Origin of the sequence: Pseudomonas sp. PDM31, assembly GCF_019218965.1 — a bacterium.
In the GTDB taxonomy this organism is placed as follows: Bacteria; Pseudomonadota; Gammaproteobacteria; order Pseudomonadales; family Pseudomonadaceae; genus Aquipseudomonas.
The window spans coordinates 60,084-85,100 of record NZ_JAHUWS010000018.1 but is presented as its reverse complement, the minus strand read 5'-3'; the positions used below and the strand labels follow the sequence as shown (position 1 = coordinate 85,100).

21 protein-coding genes are annotated in these 25,017 nt (G+C 58.8%); 11 read left to right on the top strand and 10 right to left on the bottom strand.

What is annotated here, in order from left to right:
* Nucleotides 1-114 precede the first annotated feature (114 nt).
* A complete protein-coding gene (locus tag KW839_RS26395) occupies nt 115-2,229 on the bottom strand; it encodes an FUSC family protein (RefSeq protein WP_218425925.1) in 2,115 nt (704 codons plus the stop codon).
* Nucleotides 2,230-2,411: 182 nt separating this feature from the next.
* Between KW839_RS26395 and KW839_RS26390 the strand changes: the two genes are divergently transcribed.
* The 3 genes from KW839_RS26390 to KW839_RS26380 all read left to right on the top strand — a co-directional run bounded on the left by KW839_RS26390 (nt 2,412) and on the right by KW839_RS26380 (nt 6,751).
* Nucleotides 2,412-3,467 (top strand): lipopolysaccharide assembly protein LapB, encoded by a 1,056-nt coding sequence (locus KW839_RS26390; protein WP_060542030.1) that lies wholly within the window; start codon nt 2,412-2,414, stop codon nt 3,465-3,467.
* 114 nt (nt 3,468-3,581) lie between these two features.
* Nucleotides 3,582-5,084, top strand: coding sequence for an ATPase domain-containing protein (locus tag KW839_RS26385; RefSeq protein ID WP_218425924.1), 1,503 nt, complete (start codon nt 3,582-3,584; stop codon nt 5,082-5,084).
* Nucleotides 5,081-6,751 carry an ATP-binding protein gene (locus KW839_RS26380; protein ID WP_218425923.1) on the top strand — a complete coding sequence of 557 codons (1,671 nt, stop codon included), beginning with the start codon at nt 5,081-5,083 and terminating at the stop codon, nt 6,749-6,751. Before KW839_RS26385 ends, KW839_RS26380 begins: the two co-directional genes overlap by 4 nt.
* 69 nt (nt 6,752-6,820) lie before the next feature.
* Here the strand turns inward: KW839_RS26380 and KW839_RS26375 are convergent, their stop codons facing one another.
* The 5 genes from KW839_RS26375 to KW839_RS26355 all read right to left on the bottom strand — a co-directional run bounded on the left by KW839_RS26375 (nt 6,821) and on the right by KW839_RS26355 (nt 13,347).
* Nucleotides 6,821-7,198 (bottom strand): response regulator, encoded by a 378-nt coding sequence (locus tag KW839_RS26375; protein WP_060542027.1) that lies wholly within the window; start codon nt 7,196-7,198, stop codon nt 6,821-6,823.
* 77 nt (nt 7,199-7,275) lie between these two features.
* Nucleotides 7,276-8,457, bottom strand: coding sequence for a hybrid sensor histidine kinase/response regulator (locus KW839_RS26370; protein ID WP_218425922.1), 1,182 nt, complete (start codon nt 8,455-8,457; stop codon nt 7,276-7,278).
* Complete coding sequence (locus tag KW839_RS26365) at nt 8,451-9,044, bottom strand: chemotaxis protein CheB (protein WP_060542025.1); 594 nt, start codon at nt 9,042-9,044, stop codon at nt 8,451-8,453. The genes KW839_RS26370 and KW839_RS26365 overlap by 7 nt, the downstream gene beginning before the upstream one ends.
* A complete protein-coding gene (locus KW839_RS26360; protein ID WP_060542024.1) occupies nt 9,041-9,856 on the bottom strand; it encodes a protein-glutamate O-methyltransferase CheR in 816 nt (271 codons plus the stop codon). The genes KW839_RS26365 and KW839_RS26360 overlap by 4 nt, the downstream gene beginning before the upstream one ends.
* Nucleotides 9,856-13,347: a response regulator gene (locus KW839_RS26355; RefSeq protein WP_218425921.1), complete on the bottom strand. Its 3,492-nt coding sequence runs from the start codon at nt 13,345-13,347 to the stop codon at nt 9,856-9,858. The genes KW839_RS26360 and KW839_RS26355 overlap by 1 nt, the downstream gene beginning before the upstream one ends.
* A 259-nt stretch (nt 13,348-13,606) precedes the next feature.
* Between KW839_RS26355 and KW839_RS26350 the strand changes: the two genes are divergently transcribed.
* The 4 genes from KW839_RS26350 (at nt 13,607) to KW839_RS26335 (ending at nt 16,835) form a co-directional block, all read left to right on the top strand.
* Nucleotides 13,607-13,969, top strand: coding sequence for a response regulator (locus tag KW839_RS26350; RefSeq protein ID WP_218425920.1), 363 nt, complete (start codon nt 13,607-13,609; stop codon nt 13,967-13,969).
* Nucleotides 13,970-14,142: 173 nt separating this feature from the next.
* A complete protein-coding gene (locus KW839_RS26345; protein ID WP_218425919.1) occupies nt 14,143-15,438 on the top strand; it encodes a glycosyltransferase in 1,296 nt (431 codons plus the stop codon).
* Nucleotides 15,439-15,459: 21 nt separating this feature from the next.
* Nucleotides 15,460-16,398, top strand: coding sequence for a carbohydrate kinase (locus tag KW839_RS26340; RefSeq protein WP_060542020.1), 939 nt, complete (start codon nt 15,460-15,462; stop codon nt 16,396-16,398).
* A gap of 170 nt (nt 16,399-16,568) precedes the next feature.
* Nucleotides 16,569-16,835 carry a DUF2790 domain-containing protein gene (locus KW839_RS26335; RefSeq protein WP_218425918.1) on the top strand — a complete coding sequence of 89 codons (267 nt, stop codon included), beginning with the start codon at nt 16,569-16,571 and terminating at the stop codon, nt 16,833-16,835.
* Nucleotides 16,836-16,910: 75 nt separating this feature from the next.
* On the opposite strand, the gene KW839_RS26330 is transcribed toward KW839_RS26335, so the two are convergent.
* On the bottom strand, nt 16,911-17,186 hold the full coding sequence (locus KW839_RS26330) for a DUF1652 domain-containing protein (RefSeq protein ID WP_218425917.1): 276 nt from the start codon (nt 17,184-17,186) through the stop codon (nt 16,911-16,913).
* Between the two features lie 271 nt (nt 17,187-17,457).
* On the opposite strand from KW839_RS26330, the gene eco reads away from it, so the two are divergent.
* Nucleotides 17,458-17,940, top strand: a complete 483-nt coding sequence (gene eco / locus KW839_RS26325) for a serine protease inhibitor ecotin (RefSeq protein ID WP_060542017.1) — start codon at nt 17,458-17,460, stop codon at nt 17,938-17,940.
* Between the two features lie 28 nt (nt 17,941-17,968).
* Here the strand turns inward: eco and KW839_RS26320 are convergent, their stop codons facing one another.
* Together KW839_RS26320 and KW839_RS26315 are read right to left on the bottom strand one after the other, a co-directional pair.
* Nucleotides 17,969-19,120 (bottom strand): PQQ-dependent sugar dehydrogenase, encoded by a 1,152-nt coding sequence (locus KW839_RS26320; RefSeq protein ID WP_218425916.1) that lies wholly within the window; start codon nt 19,118-19,120, stop codon nt 17,969-17,971.
* A gap of 49 nt (nt 19,121-19,169) precedes the next feature.
* Nucleotides 19,170-19,529: a hypothetical protein gene (locus KW839_RS26315; RefSeq protein ID WP_218425915.1), complete on the bottom strand. Its 360-nt coding sequence runs from the start codon at nt 19,527-19,529 to the stop codon at nt 19,170-19,172.
* Nucleotides 19,530-19,722: 193 nt separating this feature from the next.
* Here KW839_RS26315 and KW839_RS26310 point away from each other — a divergent pair, with 193 nt between their 5' ends.
* Entirely contained in the window at nt 19,723-20,583 is an 861-nt protein-coding gene (locus tag KW839_RS26310) for a Ku protein (protein ID WP_060542014.1), read from the top strand.
* 31 nt (nt 20,584-20,614) lie between these two features.
* On the opposite strand, the gene lpxO is transcribed toward KW839_RS26310, so the two are convergent.
* Nucleotides 20,615-21,514, bottom strand: a complete 900-nt coding sequence (gene lpxO, locus KW839_RS26305) for a lipid A hydroxylase LpxO (protein WP_060542013.1) — start codon at nt 21,512-21,514, stop codon at nt 20,615-20,617.
* Nucleotides 21,515-21,909: 395 nt separating this feature from the next.
* On the opposite strand from lpxO, the gene KW839_RS26300 reads away from it, so the two are divergent.
* Both KW839_RS26300 and KW839_RS26295 read left to right on the top strand, forming a co-directional pair.
* Nucleotides 21,910-23,496 carry an ABC-F family ATPase gene (locus tag KW839_RS26300; RefSeq protein WP_060542012.1) on the top strand — a complete coding sequence of 529 codons (1,587 nt, stop codon included), beginning with the start codon at nt 21,910-21,912 and terminating at the stop codon, nt 23,494-23,496.
* Nucleotides 23,497-23,760: 264 nt separating this feature from the next.
* Nucleotides 23,761-24,957 (top strand): MFS transporter, encoded by a 1,197-nt coding sequence (locus KW839_RS26295; RefSeq protein ID WP_218425914.1) that lies wholly within the window; start codon nt 23,761-23,763, stop codon nt 24,955-24,957.
* Nucleotides 24,958-25,017: the final 60 nt, after the last annotated feature.

Sequence of the window (25,017 nt, the reverse complement as noted above, 5' to 3'; positions counted from 1 at the left end):
TCGACCTGATCGACCACCGACAATTTAAAAGCCAGCGTGTAATCGCGCTGACTGCGCCTTTTCCCCGAATCCATTGCTCCCTCCTGAAAATAGGTCAGAAGGTGTAAACCTTATTCAGGACGGGACACCGGGCTCAAAGAAGCCACGATAGCGCTCCACGAACGACACCACGATCAACAACGCGACGCGCATGCGAAATACTGACCATAGATGTTCGTGAACGCTGGCATGCAGACCATCGAGCTCGTCGCCCAACGTGCGCAGATTTTCCAGCACCTGGCCCGGCTCGACGCCCGGTCGGCCGGCGACCAGCCTCCCGGTCTCGCGGACCGTTGCGAACAGGCGGGTTTTGACTTGCGCACTCAACAGATCGTTGTTCTGTCCCTGTTGCCGCAGCTGATTCAAGGCAATGCCCAGGGCCATGCACCCAAGGCTCACCTGAAACAAATCCCGGGACTGCGAATCCTGAGTGGCCGGCAACAAACCCAACATCATGGTCAGGCGATCAACCATGCGACTCTCGAAGGCAAACTGCTGCTGGTCGGTGGGCGGTACTTTCAACAAGGCGTAAACCTGCTCGCAGTTCTCCTTGTACAGCCGGCGTATCCGCAACACGGGCCTGAACGGGAAGATCAGTGCATAGACGCTCAACGCCAGCACGGTAGCGCAAGTATAGGCCCCGGCGAATTCGAACCACTGGACAGCGCTGTTCTGTCCTACCCCTGCGTTCACCGGACCGAGCATTAGAAAAGTGGTCAGGCCCAGACCGATCCCGGTGCCTGTGGTTGCCGGGTTGGCCAGACCCACCGCGACGGCGTAGAGCAGCGGCATCAGCAGCAAGGCGAGCATCTCGAAGTTACTGATCATTGGCACGAACAGGAACTGCAACAGCGCCGACGCCACCAGCGCCAGCCCGAACCCCCTGGCATAACTTTGAACCGCCAGCAGCGGCCGTGGAAAAGTCGACATCAGCGAGCACAGAATCCCCACCAGGACCATGCCGCCCCGCGCGCCGTCCCAGCCGGTTTCGATCCAGATCAGCCCGGCCACCAACAAGGCGGTGAATGCGCGGATGGCATTCATGGTGGCCAGGGTAAAGTCCAGGTGCAGCGGGTTTTCCTGGCCTGCAAACATACTGCTGGCTGGCCGCCCGCTCTGGATCGCGTCACTGAGTTCCAGTATCTGTTCAAGCTGCTGCAACAGGCGCGCCTGCTCCCAGCGCAGTGACCAGGCCAGCGAGCGCAGGGTGGCCGGCATGGTCTCGGTCAATTGTTCAGCCTTGTAGGCCAGCTCATCGAAACGCTGTTGCAGCGAGGTGAAATGGTGACGCTTGTCGCCGGGCAGCGAACGTCCGTGCAGTGCCAACTGATCGAGAAAGGCCAGTTCTTCGGCGCGCAGACGCTGGATTTCTTCGGGCAATTCCCCTTCCCAGCGCTCCGTCAGCAGCAGTCGCTGGTGACGCAGGGCGGTGAGTCTCGCCGTCAGCAGCACCAACTGATTACCCAACAATTGCACCAGAGCGTTGGCGCTGCGCAGGCGCGGCGCATCAAAGTACAGGTGCCGACGCACGCCCTCCAGCGCACTGATCTGGCCCAGCAACTGCATTTGCCGGCGTTGAAAATCCTCCTCGCTTTCTTCAGTACGGATCACGGCACTGGCATGGGTCGCCAGCAACCTGGTGATCTGATCGATTTTGGCGAAGTAGTCCCGGGCCACCGCTTCCGGCCGCGCCGTCAGCAGGCTGACCACGCACACACAGGCCACGGCCAACAAGGTCTCGGTCACACGGGTCACCGCCAGCAAAAACGTGGCGTCCTGATCGGGTATCGCCAGTAGCGCGATGACCACGGCGGTGTAGCCACTGAGCACGAACGCCTGGGAACTGGTGTAGCGCAAAAGCGTGCCACCGGCGGTGCACAGTGCCAGCCACAGGGCCAGGGTGGTGATGAAAGGCAACGGCGCCTGGGGAAAAATCGCCATGATCGCCACCGCCACCACCGCGCCCAGGGTGGTACCGATGACCTGGCCAAAACTGCGTGCCAGCACCATGCCGCCCAGCGGCTGGCTGATAATCACCACGGCCATGATCGACCACTTGGGTTGGTCGAGGTCAAACACAAACGCCAGGTACAAGGTCAACAACCCCGCGGCGATGGTTCTCAAGGCAAACAGCAGTACCCCGCGGTCGGGGAAGAGCATCGCCTTGAAGTACTGCAGCAGTGCTTGCATGAAGTTACCTGTCGAGTGATCTTAAGCAAGCGTAGTCACTGCTTCGGGCTCTCGACAGCTTTCGGGGCGAAGCGCCCTGATGGTGGGTTACACGGGTGTTCTACGACGTCAACGTTTGACTCACAGCCTGACCTGACCGAAGCTGGCGCCTCTGCAAAAGCTTGCCAGTTCCGGATTCCTGCATGCCCAAGTCCCGTCGCTACCTGCTCATCAGCCTCTGCGCCCTTTTTGTCATCGGCCTTGCGTGGTTGTCCCTGCGCAGCACCACACCGGTGGTTCCCGATGCGATCAAGCACGGCTACAGCGAAGCGCTGGCGGCAGCCCGGGCGGGTCAGCCGGGTGCCGCGCGGGTGCTTTATCAGCAACTGGCCCGCCCTGACCTGTCGCCCAAGCGGCGGGTGTGGCTGCATGCGGAGTTGCCCAACTACCCAAGCTCGGTGGCCTTGAAACTGGCCGATGCGGACTTGCAGAACGATTCGCCCGAGGTGCGTATCGCGGCGATCAAAAGCATCAACGCCCTGGTGCCCACCGGCCAGCGCAGCCTGCTGCTGGGGCCCTTGCTCGATGACCACGAGCAAAGTGTCCGGCTGGCCGCCGTCAATGCCCTGCTGGGTTTGTCACCGGATGATCTGGGGTTGTATTTCGGGCCTTTGGAGCAGGCTATAGATGCCTGGGAACAGGTGCTTAAAAGCGAGCCGCAAAGCGCCGACAACCAATATCAGCTGGCCCGACTGCACTTGCACAACGCCGAGCTCAAAGAAGCGCAACAGGCTCTGGACAATACCCTGCGCCTGGCACCGGGCAATCTGCCGGCGCTGGTCATGCAGATCGAAGTACTCGACAAGCAGGGCCAGAGCGACGCCGCCCGGCAGCTGTTGGCCAGGCAACTGCAGGCACAACCCAATTCCGCCTATCTGCAACATGCCCTGGGCATGTGGTTGCTGCATCACGACCAAAGTGAATTCGCCCTGCTTGGCCTGTCCAAAGCCGTCGAGCTGGAGCCTGATAACAAGGATTACCGCTACGACCTGGCCGTTACCCTGCATGACGAACAGGAGCTTGAAGCGGCCCAGAAACAGTTGCAGGAAATCGTTCAGCGCCACCCGAATGACCGCAAGGCGCGGGTCATGTTGATCAATTACTGGAAAGAAAGCGGCCAGCTGCAAAATGTGCAGATCCTGCTGGCGCAACTCGAACAGCTCAATCCTGATGACCCGGCCCTGCAGCAAGGGCTCTGAGGTGAGCGAAAAAATTCGTTGAACGGTCGTGGCGACAAAAGGTCAAGTGATAAGGCAGCCACGGCGATTTGCACTGACCTGCCCCGCATCCCCTTGGACAAGAGAGGACGTTTTTTGTCTACATCCAACGAATTCAACCAACTCAAAGCCGCGACCGGCATCGAAGGCCTGGACGATATCCTCGCCGGCGGATTGTCTCGCGGCCATGTGTTCCTGCTCGAAGGTGAACCGGGCACCGGCAAGACTACGGTGGCCTTGCACTTCTTGATGGCCGGCGCGGCAGCCGGCGAGCGCTCGCTGTATATCACCCTCTCCGAAACCGAACGCGAGCTGCGCCAGGGTGCGCTGTCCCACGGCTGGGAACTGGGTGAAAACATCCATATTTTCGAACTGACCCCACCGGAAAGCCTGCTCAATGCCGAGCAACAGCAGACATTGCTGTATTCCTCCGACCTTGAGCTGGGTGAAGCGACCCGACAGATCTTTGAAGTGGTGGAACGCTTCAAGCCGACCCGCGTCATACTCGACAGCCTGTCCGAGATTCGCCTGTTGGCCCAGAGCTCACTGCGTTATCGTCGTCAGATCCTGGCCATCAAGCACTACTTTGTGCGTTACAACGCCACGGTATTGTTGCTCGATGACCTGACCACCGAGTCACTGGACAAAACCGTGCACAGTGTCGCCCATGGCGTGATTCGCCTTGAAGAATTGACGCCCAGCTACGGTGCCGAACGACGACGCATACGGGTGGTTAAATACCGGGGTCAGAAATACCGTGGCGGCTTTCATGACTTCACCATCATGGCCGACGGCGTGCATGTTTTCCCGCGCCTGGTGGCCGCCGAACATCGCGGTACCTACATCCGCCAGCAATTGACCAGCGGCATACGGGAAATGGACGCCCTGCTCGGAGGCGGTATCGAGACCGGTTCCAGCACGCTGATTCTCGGCCCGGCCGGTACCGGAAAATCACTGATCTCGATGATCTTTGCCGCCTCTGCGGTTGCCAGGGGCGAAAAAGCTGCGCTGTTCATCTTCGACGAAGAACTGGGGTTGCTGTTCGAGCGCATGAAGAACATCGGCATCGATCTGCAAGTGCTGCAAGACAGCGGTAACTTACTGATCGAGCAAGTGGATGCCGCCGAACTGTCCCCCGGCGAGTTCTCCCACCGGGTCAGACGTTGCGTCGATGAACGCAATATCAAGACCGTGGTCATCGACAGCATCAACGGCTACCAGGCGGCGATGCCGGAAGAAAATGCCCTGGTGCTGCACATGCACGAGCTGTTGCTGTATCTCAATCGCCAGGGAGCCGCGACCTTCATGACCGTTGCCCAACACGGGCTGGTCGGCGACATGCAGGCTCCGGTGGACATCACCTATCTGGCCGACACGGTCATTCTGCTGCGCTATTTCGAGGCCCTGGGCAAGGTGCGCCGGGCCATCTCCATCATCAAGAAGCGCACCGGCAGCCATGAATCGACCATCCGTGAATATCGCATCAGTGCCCAAGGCATGACCATCGGCGAACCGCTCGATGCATTCCAGGGCGTATTGCGTGGCGTGCCCACGTATCTGGGCGCCAGTAGCCCGCTGCTTGAGGAAGACCACCGGTGACGGTGGTGAGAGCGACTTCCGAGCGTGCGATCATCCTCGCGCCACTGGGACGCGACAGCCAGATCGCCTTGATGTTGCTCAATGAAGCCGGTTTCGACGGGGTCATCAGCCGTGATCTGGCCGCCTTGTGCGGGGAGCTCGAGCAAGGCGCGGGACTGCTGCTGATCTCCTCCGAGGCCCTCATGGGCAGTGATCCCGAGCCGCTGCTGCGCTTGCTCGAGCAACAACCGGCGTGGTCCGACCTGCCGATCGTATTGCTCACTCACCATGGCGGCCCGGAACACAATCCCGCGTCACGCATTGGCCCGCAGCTGGGCAATGTCACGTTCCTCGAGCGACCTTTTCACCCGGTCACCTTGATCAGCCTGGTGACCACCGCCCTGCGGGGACGGCGACGCCAGTATGAAGCCAGGGACCGGCTGATCGACCTCAGCCAAAGCGAACAGCGCCTGCAAAACACCCTCGAAACCCTGGAACAGCAAGTAGAGGAACGCACCGCCCAGTTGCGCCACAACGAAGAGGCCCTGCGCCAGTCGCAGAAAATGGAAGCGGTCGGCCAACTCACCGGCGGCATCGCCCATGACTTCAACAACATGCTCACCGGCATCATCGGCAGTCTCGAGTTGCTGCGCCGCCGGCTGGCCCGGGGGCGCACCGAAGATCTGGACAGCCTGATCGATCTGGGAGTGACCTCGGCCAACCGCGCGGCGGGCCTGACCCATCGCCTGCTGGCGTTCTCCCGGCGCCAGTCACTGGATTCAAAACCGGTGGAAATGAACACCCTGGTAGTCTCCATGGGTGAACTGCTGCAACGCAGCATCAACGAAAGCATTCGCCTGGACATACAGTTGAGCGACAACCTTTGGGTTGCCGAAGCCGACCCCAATCAGCTGGAAAGCGCCCTGCTCAACCTGGTGATCAATGCCCGCGATGCCATGCCCGACGGCGGGAAACTGGTGGTCAGCACTTGCAATCAGCATCTGGATGAAGACTTCACCCGGGCCCACGGCAACCTCGGTGTCGGCGATTACGTGGTATTGAGTGTCACCGATACCGGCTGCGGCATGTCGCAAAGCATCATCGACCGAGCCTTTGATCCGTTTTTCACCACCAAGCCCATTGGCCAGGGCACTGGTCTTGGCCTCTCGATGATCTATGGCTTCAGCAAACAATCGGGCGGTCATGCCAGCATCCAGAGTGAACCTGGCCAAGGCACCACCGTCAGCCTCTACCTGCCGCGCTTCGGCGGCGACCTGCCCCAGGACCAGCCGGCCGACCGGCAGTACGATTCGTTCGCGTATCACGGCGAGACGGTACTGATCGTCGAGGATGATCCGGCTGTGCGCGTGCTCGTCTGTACGGTACTGAGCGATCTGGGCTATGCCTTTGTCGAGGCCGCTGATGCCGACAGCGCGGTGCCGATTCTCGACTCACCGCAGCGCATCGATCTGTTGATCAGTGACGTCGGTCTGCCCGGCATGAATGGCCGGCAGCTGGCGGAAATCGGTCGGCAGCTGCGCCCTGATCTCAAGGTGTTGTTCATCACCGGCTACGCCGAACATGCCGCCGTGCGCGGCGGCTTCCTTGACCCGGGGATGCAGATGATCACCAAGCCGTTCACCTTCGACCTGTTGACGGCGAAGGTGCAGGAGATGATCCGAATCTGAAACAAGCGCAAAACCTGTGGGAGCCAGACTGCTGGCTCCCACAGGGTCCATCGGTTCAGGCAGACATGTTTACGACAACATGTCCTGCATCAACTCCTGCAACCTGTCCAGATCAAACGGCTTGTCCAGAATCGGTGCGGTGCGCGTGATCGGGCTGTCCGTCTCGCGGATTTCCTGGGCATAGCCGCTGATGAAGATCACCTTGAGCTCCGGTCGCAGCTTCACTGCCGGCTCGGCGATCTGCACGCCGGAGATACCACCGGGCAGGCGGAAGTCAGTGATCATCATGTCCAGGTGCGGTTTGCTGGCGAGGATTTCGAAGGCCTGCTCACCGTTTTCGGCTTGCAGCACCCGGTAACCCTCCCCCGACAGATAAGCGACCAGCACCATCAGTATGGAGGGATCGTCTTCGACGACCAGTACAACATCTTGCGCATCTTCACTCATGGGAAGCCTTTGTTCGGTCAATTGCTGCTGATACGACCATAGGGCCGATCAGAGGTTGCGTTTATCCGGCTGTTTTCCTACAGCGGCAGACAAACGCGAAACAGGGCGCCTTCGCCAATCCGGCTCTCGACGGTAATGGTACCGCCATGGGCGGTGACAATCTGCTCCGAAATGAACAATCCCAGGCCGAGGCCGGCAACGGCATGATTGGCCGATACCCGCTCGAACTGCTGAAAAATCCGCTGCTGGTTCTCCTCACTGATGCCAATCCCTTGATCACGCACTTCCACTATTGCCTGCGGCCCGTCACTGTACACCTTCACGCTGACCGGACTCTTGGCGCCATAACGCAGGGCGTTGGTCAGCAAGTTGGAAATGACCTGTTCGATGCGAAACTCATCCCAACTGCCGATGACCGGTTGTCCGGCATCCAGTGTCACCGAGGACTCGGCGGCCTCGACCTGAGGGGCGAAACTCTCCAGCAAGCCACGTACCAATTCCGCCAGATCAAAACTGCTGGCCTGGATTGACAGTTTACCGGTACGAATCCGCGACACATCGAGCATGTCTTCGATCAGGCGAATCAGGCTTTTGATCTGCCGTTCGTCGCGCTCGACCATGGCCTGCATTTTGTCCAGGGTGAACGCGGCGGCGTTGTCCCGCGCCAGATGCATCTTGCGCAACTGGGTTTCAAGAATCAGACCGTTGAGCGGCGTACGCACTTCGTGGGCGACGATGGACATGAAGTCATCGCGCATGCGCACCGCCTGCTCCAGTTCCAGCTGGGTGTTTTGCAAGCGATTGAGCAACGCCTCCTGCTCGCGGCGACTCTCCTGCAGGGCCAGCACCTGCTCTTTCATCGCCTTGCTCTGGCGGTACAGGTCGACGAAGACATTGACCTTGCTCTTGACCGCATGGATATCCAGCGGCTTGTGCAGGAAATCCACGGCGCCGCTTTCGTAGCCCTTGAATGCGTAGTTCAGTTCACGGCCGGCGGCACTGACGAACACGATCGGAATGTTCCTGGTCTTTTCCGTGCCGCGCATCAGTTCGGCCAGTTCAAAGCCATTCATGCCAGGCATCTGCACGTCGAGAATGGCCATGGCAAATTCGTGTTGCAGCAACAGCGACAAGGCCTCGTCAGCGGACAATGCCTTGTACACCGTACGGTCCTCCCGCTTGATCAGCGCTTCAAGCGCCAGCAGATTCTCCGGCAGATCGTCGACGATCAGCAGTTTGGCCTGGATAGTACTTAGCATGCGATTCGTTCCAGCTCGACAAGCAGACGGCCGATGCCGCGTGTGGTGAGAATATGGTCTGGCTGGTGCAAATCCAGCGCAGCCTGAGGCATGGTGGCCACCTGGGCCTCAAGGGGGTCCTGCACAACGGTCAGGCCGCCGCGCTGTTTAACCTGAGCCAGGCCCAGCGCGCCGTCACGGTTGGCGCCGGTCAGCAACACCGCCAGCAGATTGGCTCCGTATGCATCGGAGGCCGATTCGAACAGGTAATCGATCGCCGGACGCGAATGGTGCACCCGGGGCTCCAGGCTCAGGGAAAAGCTGCGGTCCTGCTCTACCGACAAGTGATAACCGGGCGTGGCGAAATACAGGGTGCCGGCTTCCACCAGCGTCTTGTCCCCCGCCTCCACGACCGGCAGCGCGACCCTGCGCGAGAACACCTCGGCCAACTGGCTATGGCGCTGGTCCGGCAGGTGCAGCACGACGATGATCGGCAAGGCGAAGCCCGCCGGCAGCGGTTCGAGTATATGCAGCAATGCTTCGACGCCTCCGGCAGAGGCACCGATCACTATTGCTTCGATGGCGGGCTGGCCCGTTGCGCTGTTCATGATTTACGGTAGATCCGTTCCTGTTTGACCATAGCCTGGAAGTGATCGCCAAAGGCCGAAAAATCCGGGGTTTCCTTGCTGCCCAACACCAGGAATCCTCGATGGCAAAGGGATTCATGAAACAATCCAAATGCTCGATCCTGAAGCTTTTTATTAAAATAAATCAATACGTTACGGCACGATATTAATTGAGTTTCTGAAAATACGCTGTCCGTCGCCAGGCTGTGATCGGCGAAGGTCACGTTCTCGCGCAGGGTCTTGTCGAAAATGGCGTAGTCGTACGCCGCCGTATAGTAGTCGGCAAACGAACACTGGCCACCTGCCTGCTGGTAATTGGCAGTGTAGGCACGGACATTCTCCAGCGAGAAAATCCCTTGCTTGGCTTTTTCCAGTGAGTGCGGGTTGATGTCGGTGGCATAGATAATGGTGCGATCGAGCAAACCCTCCTCGCGCAGCAGAATCGCCATCGAATACACCTCTTCGCCCGTGCTGCACCCGGCAATCCAGATTTTGATCGAGGGCCAGGTCCGGAGCAAAGGCACCACTTCCTTGCGAATGGCCAGGAAGTGCGAAGGGTCACGGAACATTTCACTGACCGGTATCGTCAGCAATTGCAGCAGTTGCATGAACGCCGCAGGATCGTGCAGGACCTTGTCCTGCAGCGCCGAAATGGTATTGCATTCGAACTGGCTCAACGCATGATTGACCCGACGCTTGATCGACGCGCCGGAGTAATCGCGAAAGTCATAGCTGTATTTGAGGTAGATCGCCTCGATCAACAAGCGCAATTCGATTTCGCTATTTCGCTCCACTAGAAACGTTCCATCTTCGGTAACCACACTCTGATCAGTGAAAACAGGCGATCGAGGTCGATGGGCTTGGCCAGGTAATCGTTGGCGCCCGCCTGCAGGCAGCGCTCCTGATCGTCCTTCATGGCCTTGGCCGTGACCGCGATGATCGGCAGCTTGCGCCAGCGCGGGTCCTTGCGGATCTCGATGGTGGCTTCAAAGCCATCCATCTGCGGCATCATCACGTCCATCAACACCAGATCGACGTCGTCGACTTCATTCAATTTATCGATCGCTTCCTGGCCATTGCGGCCGATGACCACAACGGCGCCCTTTTGCTCCAGCGCACTGGTGAGGGCAAAGATGTTGCGGACATCGTCATCCACCAGCAGCACCTTGCGCCCCTCGAAGACTTTGTCTCGACTGCGCGCCACCTTGAGCATCTTCTGCCGTTCCTGAGACAGCCGCGATTCGACTTTGTGCAGAAAAAGTGTCACCTCATCGAGCAAACGCTCGGGCGAGCGTGCGCCCTTGATGATGATCGAGCGCGAATACTTGCGCAGTTCCGCCTCTTCGTCCCGGGTCAGGTTGCGACCGGTATAAACAATCACCGGCGGAAACGAGCAGATGTCCTCGGTAGACATGCGCTTGAGCAGGTCGTTACCGAGCATGTCCGGCAATTTGAGGTCGATGATCATGCAATCGAAGACCGAGCAGCGCAGCTGGTCCAGCGCCTCCTGGGCCAGGCCCACGGCGGTGATTTCGATATCGTCGTCTCCGATCAGCCGGGCAATGCTGTCACGTTGCAGATCGTCATCTTCGACCAGCAGCACGCGTTTGACCTTCTGGGTCAGCTTCGCTTCCAGGCGGGCGAACACATCCTTGAGTTCTTCACGGGTAGTCGGCTTCACGGCGTAGCCGACGGCGCCCAGATGCATGGCCGCTTCCACCCGGTCTTCGACGGAAATCACATGCACCGGAATATGCCGGGTTTGCGCATGCTCCTTCAGACGTTGCAGCACCGTCAGGCCGGAATGATCCGGCAGGCGCATGTCCAGCAGAATGGCGTCGGGAATGAACGCTGTGGCCAGGTCATAGCCTTCATCGGCGCCATGGGCCACCAGGCACTGATAACCCAGCTCATGGGCGAGGTCGTAAAGAATATTGGCAAAGTTCGGTTCGTCCTCGACCACCAGGATGCAACGGCTGGTGAAAGGGCCCCGATGGCGATCGTCGTCGAAACGCGCAATGGCGACGTCGGCAATCTGCGGCGCAAGGATCGGTGCCGCAACGTCCGGCTTCATCGGTACCGCTGCCATTCTCATGGGTTCGGGGGTTTCCTCCCCAGGCTCAATGTAATGTTGCGGCAGCACCAGCGTGAATACACTGCCCTGCCCCGCAGTGCTGGAAACGCTGATGGAACCGCCGAGCAGCGCGGCCAGGTCCCGGGAAATCGACAGCCCCAGCCCGGTGCCACCGTAGCGGCGATTGGTGGTGCCGTCGGCCTGGCGGAAGGCTTCGAAAATGCTTTCCTGCTGATCCGCTGCAATGCCAATCCCGGAATCGCGGACAATGAATGCAATGCCGTCATTTGGCGTTGCGGCAACAGTCAGGCTGACACTGCCGTTTTCAGTGAATTTCACCGCGTTGGACAACAGGTTCTTGAGCACCTGCTCCAGGCGCTGCCGATCGGTGAACATCATCAACGGGGCACCGGCCTGCAGTTCCACGCGAAAGTCTAGCTGCTTGTCTGTCGCCAACGGCTGGAACATGCCGCGCAAACCGTCGACCAGACGCTCGACGTTGGCGTTCTCCGGACGGATTTCCAGCTTGCCGGCCTCGACCTTGGAAATGTCGAGGATATCGTTGATCAAATTCAGCAAATCGTTGCCGGCCGAATAGATCGATTCGGCGAACTTGACCTGCTCGGCGCTAAGATTTTCCTGAGGGTTTTCCGCGAGCAGCTTGGCCAGGATCAACGAACTGTTGAGCGGTGTGCGCAGCTCATGGGACATGTTGGCGAGGAATTCCGACTTGTACTTGCTGGAACGCTGCAACTCCTGGGCGCGGTCTTCAAGCTGGCTTTGCACCTGATTGAGCTCGGTGTTCTTGCGGTCCATGGCATCGCGCTGGTCGGCAAGGATCTGCGCCTGCTCGGCAAGTTGCTCATTGGTTTGTTCAAGCTCGACCTGCTGGGTTTCCAGGTGCGCCTGGGACTCCTTGAGAATTCGCGACTGTTCTTCAAGTTCTTCGTTGGCAGTCTTGAGCTCCTCCTGCTGCACTTGCAGTTCTTCGTTGAGTTGCTGGGACTGCGCCAGTACCTCCTGCAAGCGCTGGCGATAGCGAGCAGCTTCAACCGAGGTGCCAATGTTGCCGGCAATCAGCTCCAGCAGTTCAACGTCACGGTCGTTAAGCGGACGCAGGAAGCCCAATTCGATGACACCATTGACCCGGTCGTCGTCGCTGGTTGGCACCACCAGCACACTGCGCGGCAAACCTTCACCAAGGCCGGAGCTGACTTTGAAATAGTCCTGCGGCACCTCGTCGAGACGAATCAGGCGAGCCTGACTGGCCACCTGGCCGATAATGCCCTCGCCCGCGTCAATCTGCTGGTCCAATGCTTCCTGCTCCCGAGAAAAGCCATAGGAAGCGATGCGTTTGAGGCTGCCTTGCTCCTCGCGGACATAAATGGCCGCCACGGCTGAACCAAGATACTGCGCGCAAAACTGCAGAATGTTGCGTCCCAGCATGTTCAGGCTCAACTGGCCCAGCACCTGCTCGGCCAGTTCCGTTTGGCCATTGCGCAACCAGGCTTGCTGTTCCAGGCGATGGGCGCTGGCCTGTTGCGCGGCGAGATTGACGCTGTAGCTTTGCGACAGGCCCAGCAGATCACGCCGGCCGATGTAGGACAACACTGCGCTGACAGCGGCAATGAACAAGATATAAAGGCTGATGCTCCAGATCGTGGTGCGGCGGACCTCTTCGTTGCGCGTGGTACGCAGCTGTTGTTCGGTACTGATCACTTCATCATATTGCTTGCGAATTTCATCAGTCAGGCGTTTGCCCCGCCCGGCCCTGACCGCGCTTCGGTAATCGCCGCTGGTACGCTGCAAGTCGATCATCGATTGCGCGTAAGCCGTCCATTCCGCATGCAACGCCTGCAACCGGCGCAGGCGGTCGGTCTGCACCGGGTTGTCGGCGGTCAGTTCAAGCAAGGTGTCCACGGCGACAGCGATCCGCGGTTTGGCGGTTTCGTAAGGGTCGAGGAAATGCTCGTCTCCACTGAGCAGATAGCCGCGCATCCCGGTTTCCAGGTCAACCGTCAGCTTGACCGCTTCGTTGGCGTTATTGATCACCCGGTCGGTGTGCTCCACCCACTGGATCGTCGATAACAAATAGGTGATCAGCGAAACGAAAAACACCGCGCTGATGACACCCAGCCCCAACGGCAGGCTGACGTTGCGGCTAAGTAGTTTACGAAATCGTTGCTCATCAACCGAGGACGCGGAGGTCATGGGGCAGGCCTTGTGATGCTGTCGGAATGCTAGGAGTTTGCCGCAAAAATGCCACTGGGATCCAATTTTCTGACATCTTTGTTCCTATCTTCCTACATTCCGCTGCGCACGCTCACGGGCACGGGTTATTCTTGGCGCAGGTGGGCACCTGTTCTTTTTCCATACCGCCGGGAACTTGTCGGGAGCCGCCGCTTACTGATGCATGAGACCGGTGATTTCGCTCGACCGGTTACTGCCAATTATCTTCGGGAAATACATTATGTCCGCCGTCAGCGCCTCCATCATTCTTGTCGTCGAAGACGATGCCATCGTGCGCATGCTGATCGTCGATGTACTCGAAGAGCTGGAGTACAAAGTGATCGAGGCTGATGGCAGCGAACAGGCTCTGGCCTTTCTCGACGATCGCCAGTTGCACATCGACCTGATGATGACCGATGTCGGCTTACCGGGTATGGATGGTCGCGAATTGGCCACTCGGGCCAGGACGTTACGCCCTCTGCTCCCCATCCTCTTTGCGAGCGGATACGCCGAAAGCATTGAAGTGCCCGCAGGCATGCACGTGATCGGCAAGCCGTTCTCGATAGACCAGTTGCGTGACAAGGTCAAAGGCATCCTGGGTTGAAGCAATGCCGTAACAGGCACGCACGAGCGACTTCAGTTTCACTATCGGCTCGCGGACCGCAGCCCATTGCAGCCAGGCTGCTGATCCGTGGCGCCACCAAGGGAGCGACTATGGTTTAATTGCCACCCTCGACACTCCCTCGCTTCCCGCCCGTTTCAAGGAAATTTCCGTTCATGAGTCAGCCCCGCGCAACCAAAGTCCTGGTCATTGGTTACGTCTGGCCCGAGCCCCGCTCTTCCGCGGCCGGCGGGCACATGATGCAGATACTCGAAGCCTTCCTGCAGCGTGGCTGGGACATCACCTTCAGTAGCCCCGCCAGTTCCGGGGAACACCGGGCTGACCTGACGGCGCTGGGTATTGGCGAGGTGCCGATCGAGCTGAACAACAGCAGTTTTGATGAGTTCATTCGTGAGCTTGCCCCGGATGTGGTGCTGTTCGATCGCTTCATGATGGAAGAGCAATTCGGCTGGCGCGTTGAAAAACACTGCCCCGATGCCATGCGGGTGCTTGAGACGTCAGATCTGCAGAGTTTGCGCGACGCCCGGCATCAACGCCTCAAGGAGCGTATGAAAGCCTGTGACGATAACGATGATTTCAGCGAACTGTTCGCGCCGGCCTTGCGCGAAGAGTTCGAGCTCATGGCCAATACCGACGTGGCCAAACGCGAAATCGCCGCCATCTATCGGTGCGACCTGAGCCTGATGATTTCCCCCGTGGAAATCGAGTTGCTGGTCTCGCAGTTCCAGGTGCCGCGCAGCTTGCTGCATTGGTGTCCGTTGATGGTCGATCTACCGTCGACCCCGCCCGTCCCATTCGAAGACCGCGCGCACTTCCTGCACATCGGTAACTTTCGCCATGCGCCAAACTGGGATGCCGTGCTTTGGCTGAAAACCGCGATCTGGCCGATGATTCGCGCCCAGATGCCTGGCGCGCAGCTACATATCTACGGCGCCTACACCCCGCCCAAGGCTACCGCCCTGCATAACCCGGCCCAAGGCTTTCATGTAATGAACTGGGCCGAAGACGCCCTGCAGGTCATGTCGGCAGCGCGGGTATGCATGGCGCCCTTGCGTTTCGGCGCGGGCATCAAAGGCAAAATCGTCGATGCAATGCTCTGTGGGACGCCTAACGTCACCACTCCCGTAGGTGCCGAAGCCATGCACGATGAACAACCCTGGCCCGGCGCCGTGACCCGCACGGCTCGAGAGTTCGCCGACAGCGCCGTACGGCTGCACAACGACAAGGCCCTTTGGCTGAACGCCCAGACCCAGGCGCATGCCTTGCTGGCCAGCCGTTACCAACAGGTCGTTCACGGACCGGTCTTGACTGAAAAGCTGCTCGATTGCCAGGCTCGCCTGCACCAGATCAGAAGAGATAACTTCACCGGCGGCATGCTGCGCCATCATCAGCACAAAAGTACTCAGTACATGGCGCAATGGATCGAAGCGAAAAACCGGATTCCACAGTGACCCTTTGAAGAGTGAACAACTATGTATCTGGTGTGTGGTGAAGCGCTGTTCGATTTCTTCAGTGAGAACGACGGGAACGGTGCCGCTTCAAAAGCGAACTTCCAGGCCATTGCCGGCGGCTCGCCGTTCAACGTTGCGGTAGGTTTGCGCCGCCTGGGCGTGGAAGCGGCGCTATTGGCCGGGTTATCCACCGACTACCTGGGTCGGCGCCTGCTACAGGTGTTGCAGGATGAAGGGGTGTGCCAGGACTTCCTTCATGACTTTGCCGCACCGACCACCCTGGCAATGGTCGCGGTAGGGGCCAACGGTTCGCCGCAGTACAGTTTCCGTGGTGAAGGTTGCGCTGATCGCCAACTGCAAGCGCATCACTTGCCAGAACTGGGATCGCAGGTGCGCGGCCTGCACGTCGGCTCGTATTCGCTGGTGGTTCAGCCAATTGCCGACACCCTGCTGGCGCTGGTGCGTCGCGAATGCGGCCAGCGCCTGATCAGTCTCGACCCGAACGTGCGGCTCAATCCCGAACCCGATATCCAGCTGTGGCGTTCGCGGATCGCAACGCTGGTGGAACTGGCGGACCTGATCAAAGTCAGCGACGAGGACTTGCACCTGCTGTATCCCGGACAAGAGCCGGCACAGGTGATCGACGACTGGTTGCAGCACCGCTGCCAGTTAGTGTTCCTGACCCGTGGCGGTAACGGAGCAACGGTTTTCAGTCGGGCGCACGGCTCGTGGTCGTTGCCCGCCCGCGAGGTGAAAATCGCTGACACCGTTGGTGCCGGCGACACCTTCCAGGCAGCGTTGATCGCTTGGCTGACCGAGCGACAACTCGATTGTGTGCAAGGCGTGGCGCAACTGGGCCGCGAGCAGATCAATGAAATGCTCGCGTTTGCGATGCAGGCGGCGGCATTGACGTGCAGCAAGACCGGGCCGGACTTACCGTACCGCCACCAACTGGGGTGAACAGATCAATCATCAAGGCGACAGGTGGCATTTTGCCGGGTTAACCTTCGCTTAACCCTGCGGTCCATACTTTACTGGACCGCACGCCCTCAGAAAATTCTGACGCCTGGTGCGGCAGGCTCGACGGTTGTCACGTCGAGCAGACTTTCCGTCCGCATCGGAGATCGTTCATGAATACTTGCACATTGCTGGTTGGCACAGCCTTCGCTTGTGCCGCATTTTCCGGCCTGTCCCAGGCCAATGAGACTACAACTTCACAAGCGGTGCCCTATCACTACGGCATGCCGTTGCACGTTAGCAAGGTGATATCGCTGACCGAACCCGACACCCTGGAGTGCAAAGTGGTGCAGGCTGAGATGAAGTACATCGACGAAACCGGAAAACCGGCGCAAATCTCCTACCGTAAACTTTCCGACGCCTGCGAGAACCAAGGCTGACGGTAAAGTCCCATTGGCGCCGGGCCTGGCTTTTGTCCAGACCTGGCGCTTGTCGGGGGCATTCGAAAACGCAGGCTAAAGAGCCTTGCTCATTCTCGGCTGGGGCTGGAAATCCATTGGATGCGGCTGATGCTGCCGCGTGCGCAGTTGAGTAACCAGCTCATTGATTTCCCGACAACCATTGAGCCCCGAGGCATCAATACCGGTCACGAATAGATCAAGGTTATCGGTTTGACTGTCGGCATAGACTTTCACCGTCATTGATAACTCGGGTGACAGCGTGCATTGGCAGCGTTTAGGCAGAAAACTGCTTTCAATGATGTTGCGAAGTTCCAAGGCAGAAAGAAACATGGCGACCCTCCATTTTGAGACAGCCTATCAATGCTGGCTCATAGGTAATCGCGGCCAGCTTTCAACAGCTACAGCACAAAACATGCCTGACTCTGCAATGAGCAGTTCATCCGCAAATCAGGAACTTAGGCCGTTCATCCAGTTATGGCCTCATGCAAATTGCAATAACTCACTTTTTTAACCCAGCAATTTACCCGCTGCCGGAGACGGATTTGCATTCGCCGCCTATGGCAGCAAGAATGCTCCAAACCATTTTACGCCAGGAGGCATCATGCGCCCATTGAAACTCAATACAACCTTCGGCTTGATCGCAGCCGCCTTTTGCAGCCTGGCGCAAGCCGGTAAACTTGAAGAAGTGGCCCCCTTTCCGAAAGCTGAAACCGGCTTTACCCGCCAGGTCATTCACCTTACCCCGCAAAGCCGGGAAGGCGACTTTCAGGTGGAAATCCTCGCCGGCAAGACCCTGACCGTGGACTGCAACCAGCAACGCCTGGGCGGCATGCTCGAGGAGAAAAACCTCGAAGGCTGGGGCTACCCGTTTTATCGTCTGGAAACAGTCATCGGCCCCATGAGTACGCTGATGGCCTGCCCCGACGGCAAGCGCAAACAGGAGTTCGTCCCGGTGGTCGGCGACGGCTTCATGCTGCGCTACAACAGCAAACTGCCAATCGTTGTGTACGTCCCCAAGGACGTCGAAGTGCACTACCGAATCTGGTCGGCATCGAGCAAGGTCGAAAAAGCCGTTCAGGAATAACCTGACCTGAGCCGCAGTTAAGTGAGGGCTACTTCAAGCCAACCTTGTACAGCCCTCCGTCAGCCTCATCGGTCAACACGTACAAATACCCGTCCGGCCCCTGTCGCACGTCGCGAATGCGCTTGTTCAGCTCTCCGAGCAAGCGCTCTTCATGCACCACCTTGTCACCCTCGAACTGCAAACGGATCAACTCCTGACTCACCAGCGCGCCGATAAACACGTTGTGCTGCCAAGCCTTGAAACGATCGGCATCGTAAAACGCCATGCCGCTCAATCCCGGGGATTTTTCCCACACATGATGCGGTGCAACCGTGCCTTCGGCGATTTCGCCCGTGGCTTCCGGAATCGGCTGACCGGAATAGTTGATGCCATGGGTCGCCAGCGGCCAGCCGTAATTCTTGCCTCGCTCAATGACGTTGATCTCGTCGCCGCCCCGGGGGCCGTGTTCATTTTCCCAGAGCGTGCCAGTCCACGGATTGAGCGCAGCACCTTGCGGGTTGCGCTGGCCGTAAGACCAGATTTCCGGGCGCACACTGGCCTGACCGACAAAGGGATTGTCTTTGGGCACCTTGCCGTCCGGATAGATGCGCACCACTTTGCCTTGCAGCTTGTCGAGGTCCTGGGCGGTCGGGCGGTCGTTGTTCTCCCCAAGGGTGACAAACAGATAGCCGTCACGATCGAACACCAGTCGCGAGCCAAAATGGTTGCCTACCGATAGTTTGGGTTCCTGGCGCAGGATCACATGGAAATCCTTGATGGCTGTCAGGTCCTCCGACAGCCGCCCGCGCCCGACCGCGGTGCCGGCCTTGTCGCCCTGGCCACCGCCCTCGGCGTAGGACAGATAAACCATCCGGTCCTGCTTGAAGTCAGGTGACAGCGCTACATCGAGCAAGCCGCCCTGCCCCTTGGCCCAGACCTTGGGCACTCCGCTGAGCGGTGCCGACAGCTTGCCGTCGGCCGTCACCAGGCGCAGGTTGCCGGGCCGCTCCGTCACCAGGATGCCTGTACGATCGGGCAAGAACGCCAAGGCCCAGGGATGCTCCAGTCCGGTCACGATCGCAGTGACCTCAACAGTGCCCTGTTCGCTTTTCATTTCCTGCATCGGCGCCGCAGATGCCGTCGTCGTGGTGCTGATCAATGCGCTGGCACAGAGGGTGGCGAGAAGGGTTTTACGCAACATGCACAATTCCTTTTTTCGTCAGAATGGCCGGCGGGCCGCAGCCTGCCGTTCAACGGTTGCCGGTGCCGGCATCCCGAGAGGGTGGATTGGGGATGAATACCGGCGGGCTCGCCGGGGCTGTCTGCTGCGGATAACGATTGCCGATACCACCGTTATCCAGTGTCGGCGGGCGTGGCACCGGTACCGTGTTGGGGCCACGGATTGCCGGGGCACCGGGTTGAGTACCCTGCATGCTGTTGGGATTGACCCGGCGGATCGGGCTGTTGTACGGATTGTTGCGGGTACTGCCCGGCAGGTTTTGCGCTACCTGCAAAGAAGGCTGCAGAGGAAAAGAGGTATCCGCCACGGCCGGTGGGCTAAGGGCTGCGCTCAGGGCCAGGGCTATTGCGCCAATCACGTATCGATTCATGGGGAGCCTCTGTGCGTCAGCGTGGATAAAGTCTTCGATACCACGCTACGCCCGGGGTTCGGATTTGTTAATCAAAACCTCCCCGCCAAGATGTAACACGAAGTTGATCCGAGACCGCAGCGGGGCGCAAAAGCCATCGAAACTTTTGCCCGCGGCCACAGGTCACCTGAACATCACTTTCAGGAAGACGACCATGGCACGGGCAATCTGGAAAGGCGCAATCAGTTTCGGCCTGGTGCATATCCCCGTGGCACTCGTTTCGGCCACGTCTTCGCAAGGAGTGGACTTCGACTGGCTCGACAGCCGCAGCATGGACCCGGTGGGCTACAAACGCGTCAACAAGATCACTGGCAAGGAAGTCACCAAGGAGCACATCGTCAAAGGTGTGCAATATGAAAAGGGCCAATACGTGGTGTTGAGCGAGGAGGAAATTCGCTCCGCTCACCCCCTCTCAACCCAGACCATCGACATTTTTGCTTTTGTCGACAGCGATCAGATTCCTTTGCAGAACATCGATACGCCCTACTACCTGGCACCGGACAAACGCGGCGGCAAGGTCTATGCGTTGCTGCGCGAAACCCTGACCAAAACCAACAAGGTGGCGCTCGCCCGCGTGGTGTTGCACACCCGTCAGTACCTGGCGGCATTGATGCCAATGGAGTCGGCCATGGTGCTGGTAAAACTGCGTTGGCCGGCGGAGGTACGCAGCCTGGACGAGCTGGCACTGGGGGCCGATGTCACCAAAGCCGAGCTGGCCAAAGGTGAACTGGACATGGCCAAACGCCTGGTGCAAGACATGAGCGCCGACTGGTCACCGGAGGATTACCGCGACAGTTTCGAAGAAAAAATCATGGCCCTGGTGGACAAGAAAGCCCATGAAGGCAAGATCGAAAACGTTGAAACCGCCACGGGCGAAGAAGAGCGTAAAACGGCAGATGTCATTGATCTGACTGAACTGCTCAAACGCAGCCTCGGGGGCAAAAGCGCCAGTAAGGCTCCAGCCAAACCGAAGGCGAGCACCAAACCGGCAGCGAGGAAAAAAGTCAGTAAGTGACCGATTGGATGCACCGGCCTCAAACCATGAATCAGATCAGAACAAAAACTGCCAGCAATCCGGCAAAGATCGACCATTTCTGCAGGTAATAAAGCTTTCGGTTACGCTTTTTCAGTTCCTTGCCGCGCAGGCGGAACTTATAGACTTTACCGAACAGACGGTTGATCCCGCCGACCTTGTCGCCAGCATCATTCGGTGCCCCTGCCGCAGACATCACATTGCGGCTGAACCAGCTATTGAACGCGGCCGCCCAGCGATACTTCATCGGGCGCTCGACATCGCAGAACAGTATGATGCGGTTGCTCTGCGTGGTGTTTTCGGCGTGGTGAATATAGGTCTCGTCGAACATCACGGCTTCGCCATCGCGCCAGTGATAGTTCTCGCCATCGACATTGATATAGCAACCGGGGTCATTGGGCGTTTCCAGGCCCAAGTGATAACGGTAGGAACCGGCATAGGGATCGCGGTGACGCACCAGCTTGGAGCCCGGTGGCAACTCGGCGAACATCGCGGCCTTGATCGAGCCGATACTTTGAACCAGCTCGGTGGTGCGCGGGCAGAGCTTCATCGCTGACGGATGGCTTTCGCCGTACCACTTCAGGTAAAAGCGTTTCCATCCAGTCTTGAAAAACGAATTGAAGCCGACGTCGTCGTATTGGTTCGAACGCTTGATTTCACCGGCCCGAAGCAAGTTCTGGCCTTCGGCGCGAATTTCTTCCCAATGGGCCTGCAAGGGGCTCAGATCCGGAAAATCCGCAGGATTGAGGTAAGGCTTGTTGGGAATTTTCGAGCACAAGTAAAGGAAGCAATTGATCGGCGCCAGAAACGTCGAGTGATCGCTCAGTTGGCGCCCCAGCTTATGGCGCACTCGACCACGCAGATGGACATACGCAATCGATACCAGATAGATAACGGCAATGATGAGTTTCACAAATATCGTCACAGGTCAGAAGTGAACAGACTGCGCCCCTTGCCGGCCAGGCAGACCTTGAGTCTCAGGTAGCATCCGGTTACGAACCGCCGGCCTCGTAGCACATCGTTGAGCCCTGCCGACGATCGGCATCAGGCTGACAGGTGGCATTTTAGCCACAGTTTGTAACCAATAGTTAACCTGAAACTGTGAAAATCTGTCCTGTCAGGCTGTCAAAGCGTCACAGGATCCTCAACGCCCTATCGTTTAAAGAGCCAGACCAGTACAATCGCCGCCAAACTTTACGCGCTCCTCGTTGATCACGGGCAACCATCCCGGCTCAGCGCACTTTGACTCGGGTCAAGCGCGGTACAGGCGCAACCCTGGCCACTCTGAATGCTTCGCAGGAAAAACCTTTGATTTCTACAGCTAACATCACGATGCAGTTCGGCGCCAAGCCGCTTTTCGAAAACGTTTCGGTCAAATTCAACGGTGGCAACCGTTACGGTCTGATCGGCGCCAACGGTTGCGGCAAGTCGACCTTCATGAAAATTCTCGGCGATGACCTCGAGCCTTCCGGCGGCCAGGTCATGCTGGAGCCGAACGTGCGTCTGGGTAAATTGCGCCAGGACCAGTTCGCCTACGAAGAATTCACCGTGATCGATACCGTGATCATGGGCCATGAAGAGCTATGGAAGGTCAAGGCCGAGCGCGACCGTATCTACTCGCTGCCGGAAATGAGTGAAGAAGACGGCATGGCCGTGGCTGAACTGGAAACCGAGTTCGCCGAAATGGACGGCTACACCGCCGAATCCCGTGCCGGTGAACTGCTGCTGGGCCTGGGTATTCCCCTGGAACAGCATTTCGGCCCGATGTCCGAAGTGGCTCCAGGCTGGAAACTGCGGGTATTGCTGGCCCAGGCGCTGTTCTCCGATCCGGAAGTGCTGCTGCTCGACGAACCGACCAACCACCTGGACATCAACACCATTCGCTGGTTGGAAACGATTCTCAAGGCGCGTAACAGCACCATGATCATCATTTCCCACGACCGTCACTTCCTGAACAGCGTCTGCACCCACATGGCTGACCTGGACTACGGTGAGTTGCGCCTGTTCCCGGGCAACTATGACGAGTACATGACGGCGGCCACCCAGTCCCGCGAGCAGTTGCTGTCGGACAATGCCAAGAAGAAAGCCCAGATCTCCGAACTGCAGACGTTCGTCAGCCGCTTCTCGGCCAACGCCTCGAAAGCCAAGCAGGCCACTTCCCGCGCCAAGCAGATCGACAAGATCCAGCTGGCCGAGGTCAAGCCATCGAGCCGCGTGAGCCCGTTCATCCGTTTCGAACAGACCAAGAAGCTGCACCGCCAGGCCGTGACCATCGAGCAGATGTCCAAGGGCTTCGACGGCAAGACCCTGTTCAAGAACTTCAGCTTCACCGTCGAAGCCGGCGAGCGCCTGGCGATCATCGGCCCGAACGGTATCGGCAAGACCACCCTGCTGCGCACCCTGATGGGCGAGCTGACCCCGGACGCCGGCTCCGTGAAGTGGACCGAAAGCGCGGAGCTGGGCTACTACGCCCAGGACCACGCCCACGACTTCGAAGACGATGTCAGCCTGTTCGACTGGATGGGCCAGTGGACGCAGGGCGAGCAGGTCATTCGCGGCACCCTGGGACGGATGCTGTTCTCCAACGACGAGATCCTCAAGTCGGTCAAAGTCATTTCCGGTGGTGAGCAAGGCCGCATGCTGTTCGGCAAGCTGATCCTGCAAAAGCCGAACGTACTGGTGATGGACGAACCGACCAACCACCTGGACATGGAGTCGATCGAGGCGCTGAACCTGGCGCTGGAAAACTACCCGGGCACGCTGATCTTCGTCAGCCACGACCGTGAGTTCGTATCGTCCCTGGCCACCCGCATCATCGAGCTGAGCCCGAATGGCGTGACCGACTTCAGCGGCACCTACGATGACTACCTGCGTAGCCAGGGTGTGGTGTTTTAAAGGCCACACGGGATCGCGGCACCTGTAGGAGCGAGCCTGCTCGCGATGGACTAAAGAGCGCCGCGTAAAACCGGCAATCACGCGTAATCGTTGACGACCATCGCGAGCAGGCTCGCTCCTACAGGGGGTCGCGTTCCCCTACAGGTTTTGCGTTCATCCGGCTCTGTCAGCAGGCTGCGATCTTTTGATCGTTAGCCTGCTTTCTTTTATTCCCCCGCCACGCCATCATGCTGCTCTTCCACCGACGCTCGCGAACCCGCCCTCATGCCTGCGCAGCAAGTGCCTCCTCAAAGCTCCATGGCGATCACCTTGCAGATCGTCTCAATTGTTTTCTATACCTTTGTTGCCTTTCTCTGCATCGGTCTGCCAATTGCCGTATTACCCGGCTATGTCCATGATCAACTGGGTTTCAGCGCCGTCATTGCCGGCCTGACCATTGGTTCACAATACCTCGCCACCCTGCTCAGCCGCCCCATGGCCGGGCGCATGTCGGACAATATCGGCACCAAGCGCGCGATCATTTACGGCTTGTCAGGCATTGTGTTGAGTGGTGTGCTGACCTGGCTGTCGGTCCTGTTGCAAAGCTTGCCCCTCGTCAGCCTGTTGATCCTGATCGCCGGACGACTGTTGCTCGGTGTTGCCCAGGGTCTGATCGGTGTCGGCACCATCAGTTGGTGCATGGGCCAGGTCGGCTCTGAACACACCGCTCGATCGATCTCCTGGAATGGCATCGCATCCTATGGCGCCATTGCCATAGGCGCCCCCTTGGGTGTGGTGATGGTCGACCGCCTGGGATTCGCCAGCCTCGGGATTGCGCTGTCGCTGCTGGCCCTGGCGGCATTGCTGTTGATTCGTGGCAAGCCTTCGGTGCCGGTGGTTCGCGGCGAGCGCCTGCCGTTCCGGGCGGTGTTCGGGCGTATAGCCCCCTTTGGCGCCAGCCTTAGCCTGGCCTCGATCGGCTACGGCACCCTGACGACATTCATCACCTTGTTTTACGTCAGCCGTGGCTGGACAGGCGCAGCGTACTGCCTGACAGTTTTTGGCGTGTGTTTCATCCTGTCGCGCCTGCTGTTCATTTCCAGCATCAACCGCTTTGGCGGATTCGCTTCTGCCATTGTTTGCATGAGCATCGAAACGGTTGGCCTGGTACTGCTGTGGCTCGCGCCATCGGCAGGTTATGCCTTGATCGGCGCCGGGCTGACCGGTTTTGGCCTGTCGCTGGTGTATCCGGCTCTGGGCGTTGAAGCGATCAAGCAGGTGCCCAATTCCAGCCGTGGCGCGGGCCTGAGTGCGTACGCGGTATTTTTCGATCTGGCGCTGGCGATTGCCGGCCCTTTGATGGGTGCGGTGGCGTTGAACCTTGGGTATTCGTGGATATTCTTTTGTGCGGCGCTACTGTCGGTGACCGGGCTTTTTCTCACTTTGTTGCTGTCACGTCGCGCCATGAGTATGGCCAGTTGAAATAGCCATTATATAAATCCATTAAAACGCTTCCAGACTCAATAACATGCAATATCCCGA

Bases quoted from the DNA above. Each gene is read 5' to 3' on its own strand.
- KW839_RS26350 (WP_218425920.1), top strand. From the start codon at position 13,607: ATGTCCGCCGTCAGCGCCTCCATCATTCTTGTCGTCGAAGACGATGCC.
- KW839_RS26335 (WP_218425918.1), top strand. From the start codon at position 16,569: ATGAATACTTGCACATTGCTGGTTGGCACAGCCTTCGCTTGTGCCGCA.
- KW839_RS26375 (WP_060542027.1), bottom strand. From the start codon at position 7,198: ATGAGTGAAGATGCGCAAGATGTTGTACTGGTCGTCGAAGACGATCCC.
- KW839_RS26390 (WP_060542030.1), top strand. From the start codon at position 2,412: ATGCCCAAGTCCCGTCGCTACCTGCTCATCAGCCTCTGCGCCCTTTTT.
- KW839_RS26295 (WP_218425914.1), top strand. From the start codon at position 23,761: ATGCCTGCGCAGCAAGTGCCTCCTCAAAGCTCCATGGCGATCACCTTG.
- KW839_RS26320 (WP_218425916.1), bottom strand. From the start codon at position 19,120: ATGTTGCGTAAAACCCTTCTCGCCACCCTCTGTGCCAGCGCATTGATC.
- KW839_RS26330 (WP_218425917.1), bottom strand. From the start codon at position 17,186: ATGTTTCTTTCTGCCTTGGAACTTCGCAACATCATTGAAAGCAGTTTT.
- KW839_RS26310 (WP_060542014.1), top strand. From the start codon at position 19,723: ATGGCACGGGCAATCTGGAAAGGCGCAATCAGTTTCGGCCTGGTGCAT.
- KW839_RS26370 (WP_218425922.1), bottom strand. From the start codon at position 8,457: ATGCTAAGTACTATCCAGGCCAAACTGCTGATCGTCGACGATCTGCCG.
- KW839_RS26365 (WP_060542025.1), bottom strand. From the start codon at position 9,044: ATGAACAGCGCAACGGGCCAGCCCGCCATCGAAGCAATAGTGATCGGT.
- KW839_RS26355 (WP_218425921.1), bottom strand. From the start codon at position 13,347: ATGACCTCCGCGTCCTCGGTTGATGAGCAACGATTTCGTAAACTACTT.
- KW839_RS26395 (WP_218425925.1), bottom strand. From the start codon at position 2,229: ATGCAAGCACTGCTGCAGTACTTCAAGGCGATGCTCTTCCCCGACCGC.
- KW839_RS26315 (WP_218425915.1), bottom strand. From the start codon at position 19,529: ATGAATCGATACGTGATTGGCGCAATAGCCCTGGCCCTGAGCGCAGCC.
- eco (WP_060542017.1), top strand. From the start codon at position 17,458: ATGCGCCCATTGAAACTCAATACAACCTTCGGCTTGATCGCAGCCGCC.
- KW839_RS26345 (WP_218425919.1), top strand. From the start codon at position 14,143: ATGAGTCAGCCCCGCGCAACCAAAGTCCTGGTCATTGGTTACGTCTGG.
- KW839_RS26340 (WP_060542020.1), top strand. From the start codon at position 15,460: ATGTATCTGGTGTGTGGTGAAGCGCTGTTCGATTTCTTCAGTGAGAAC.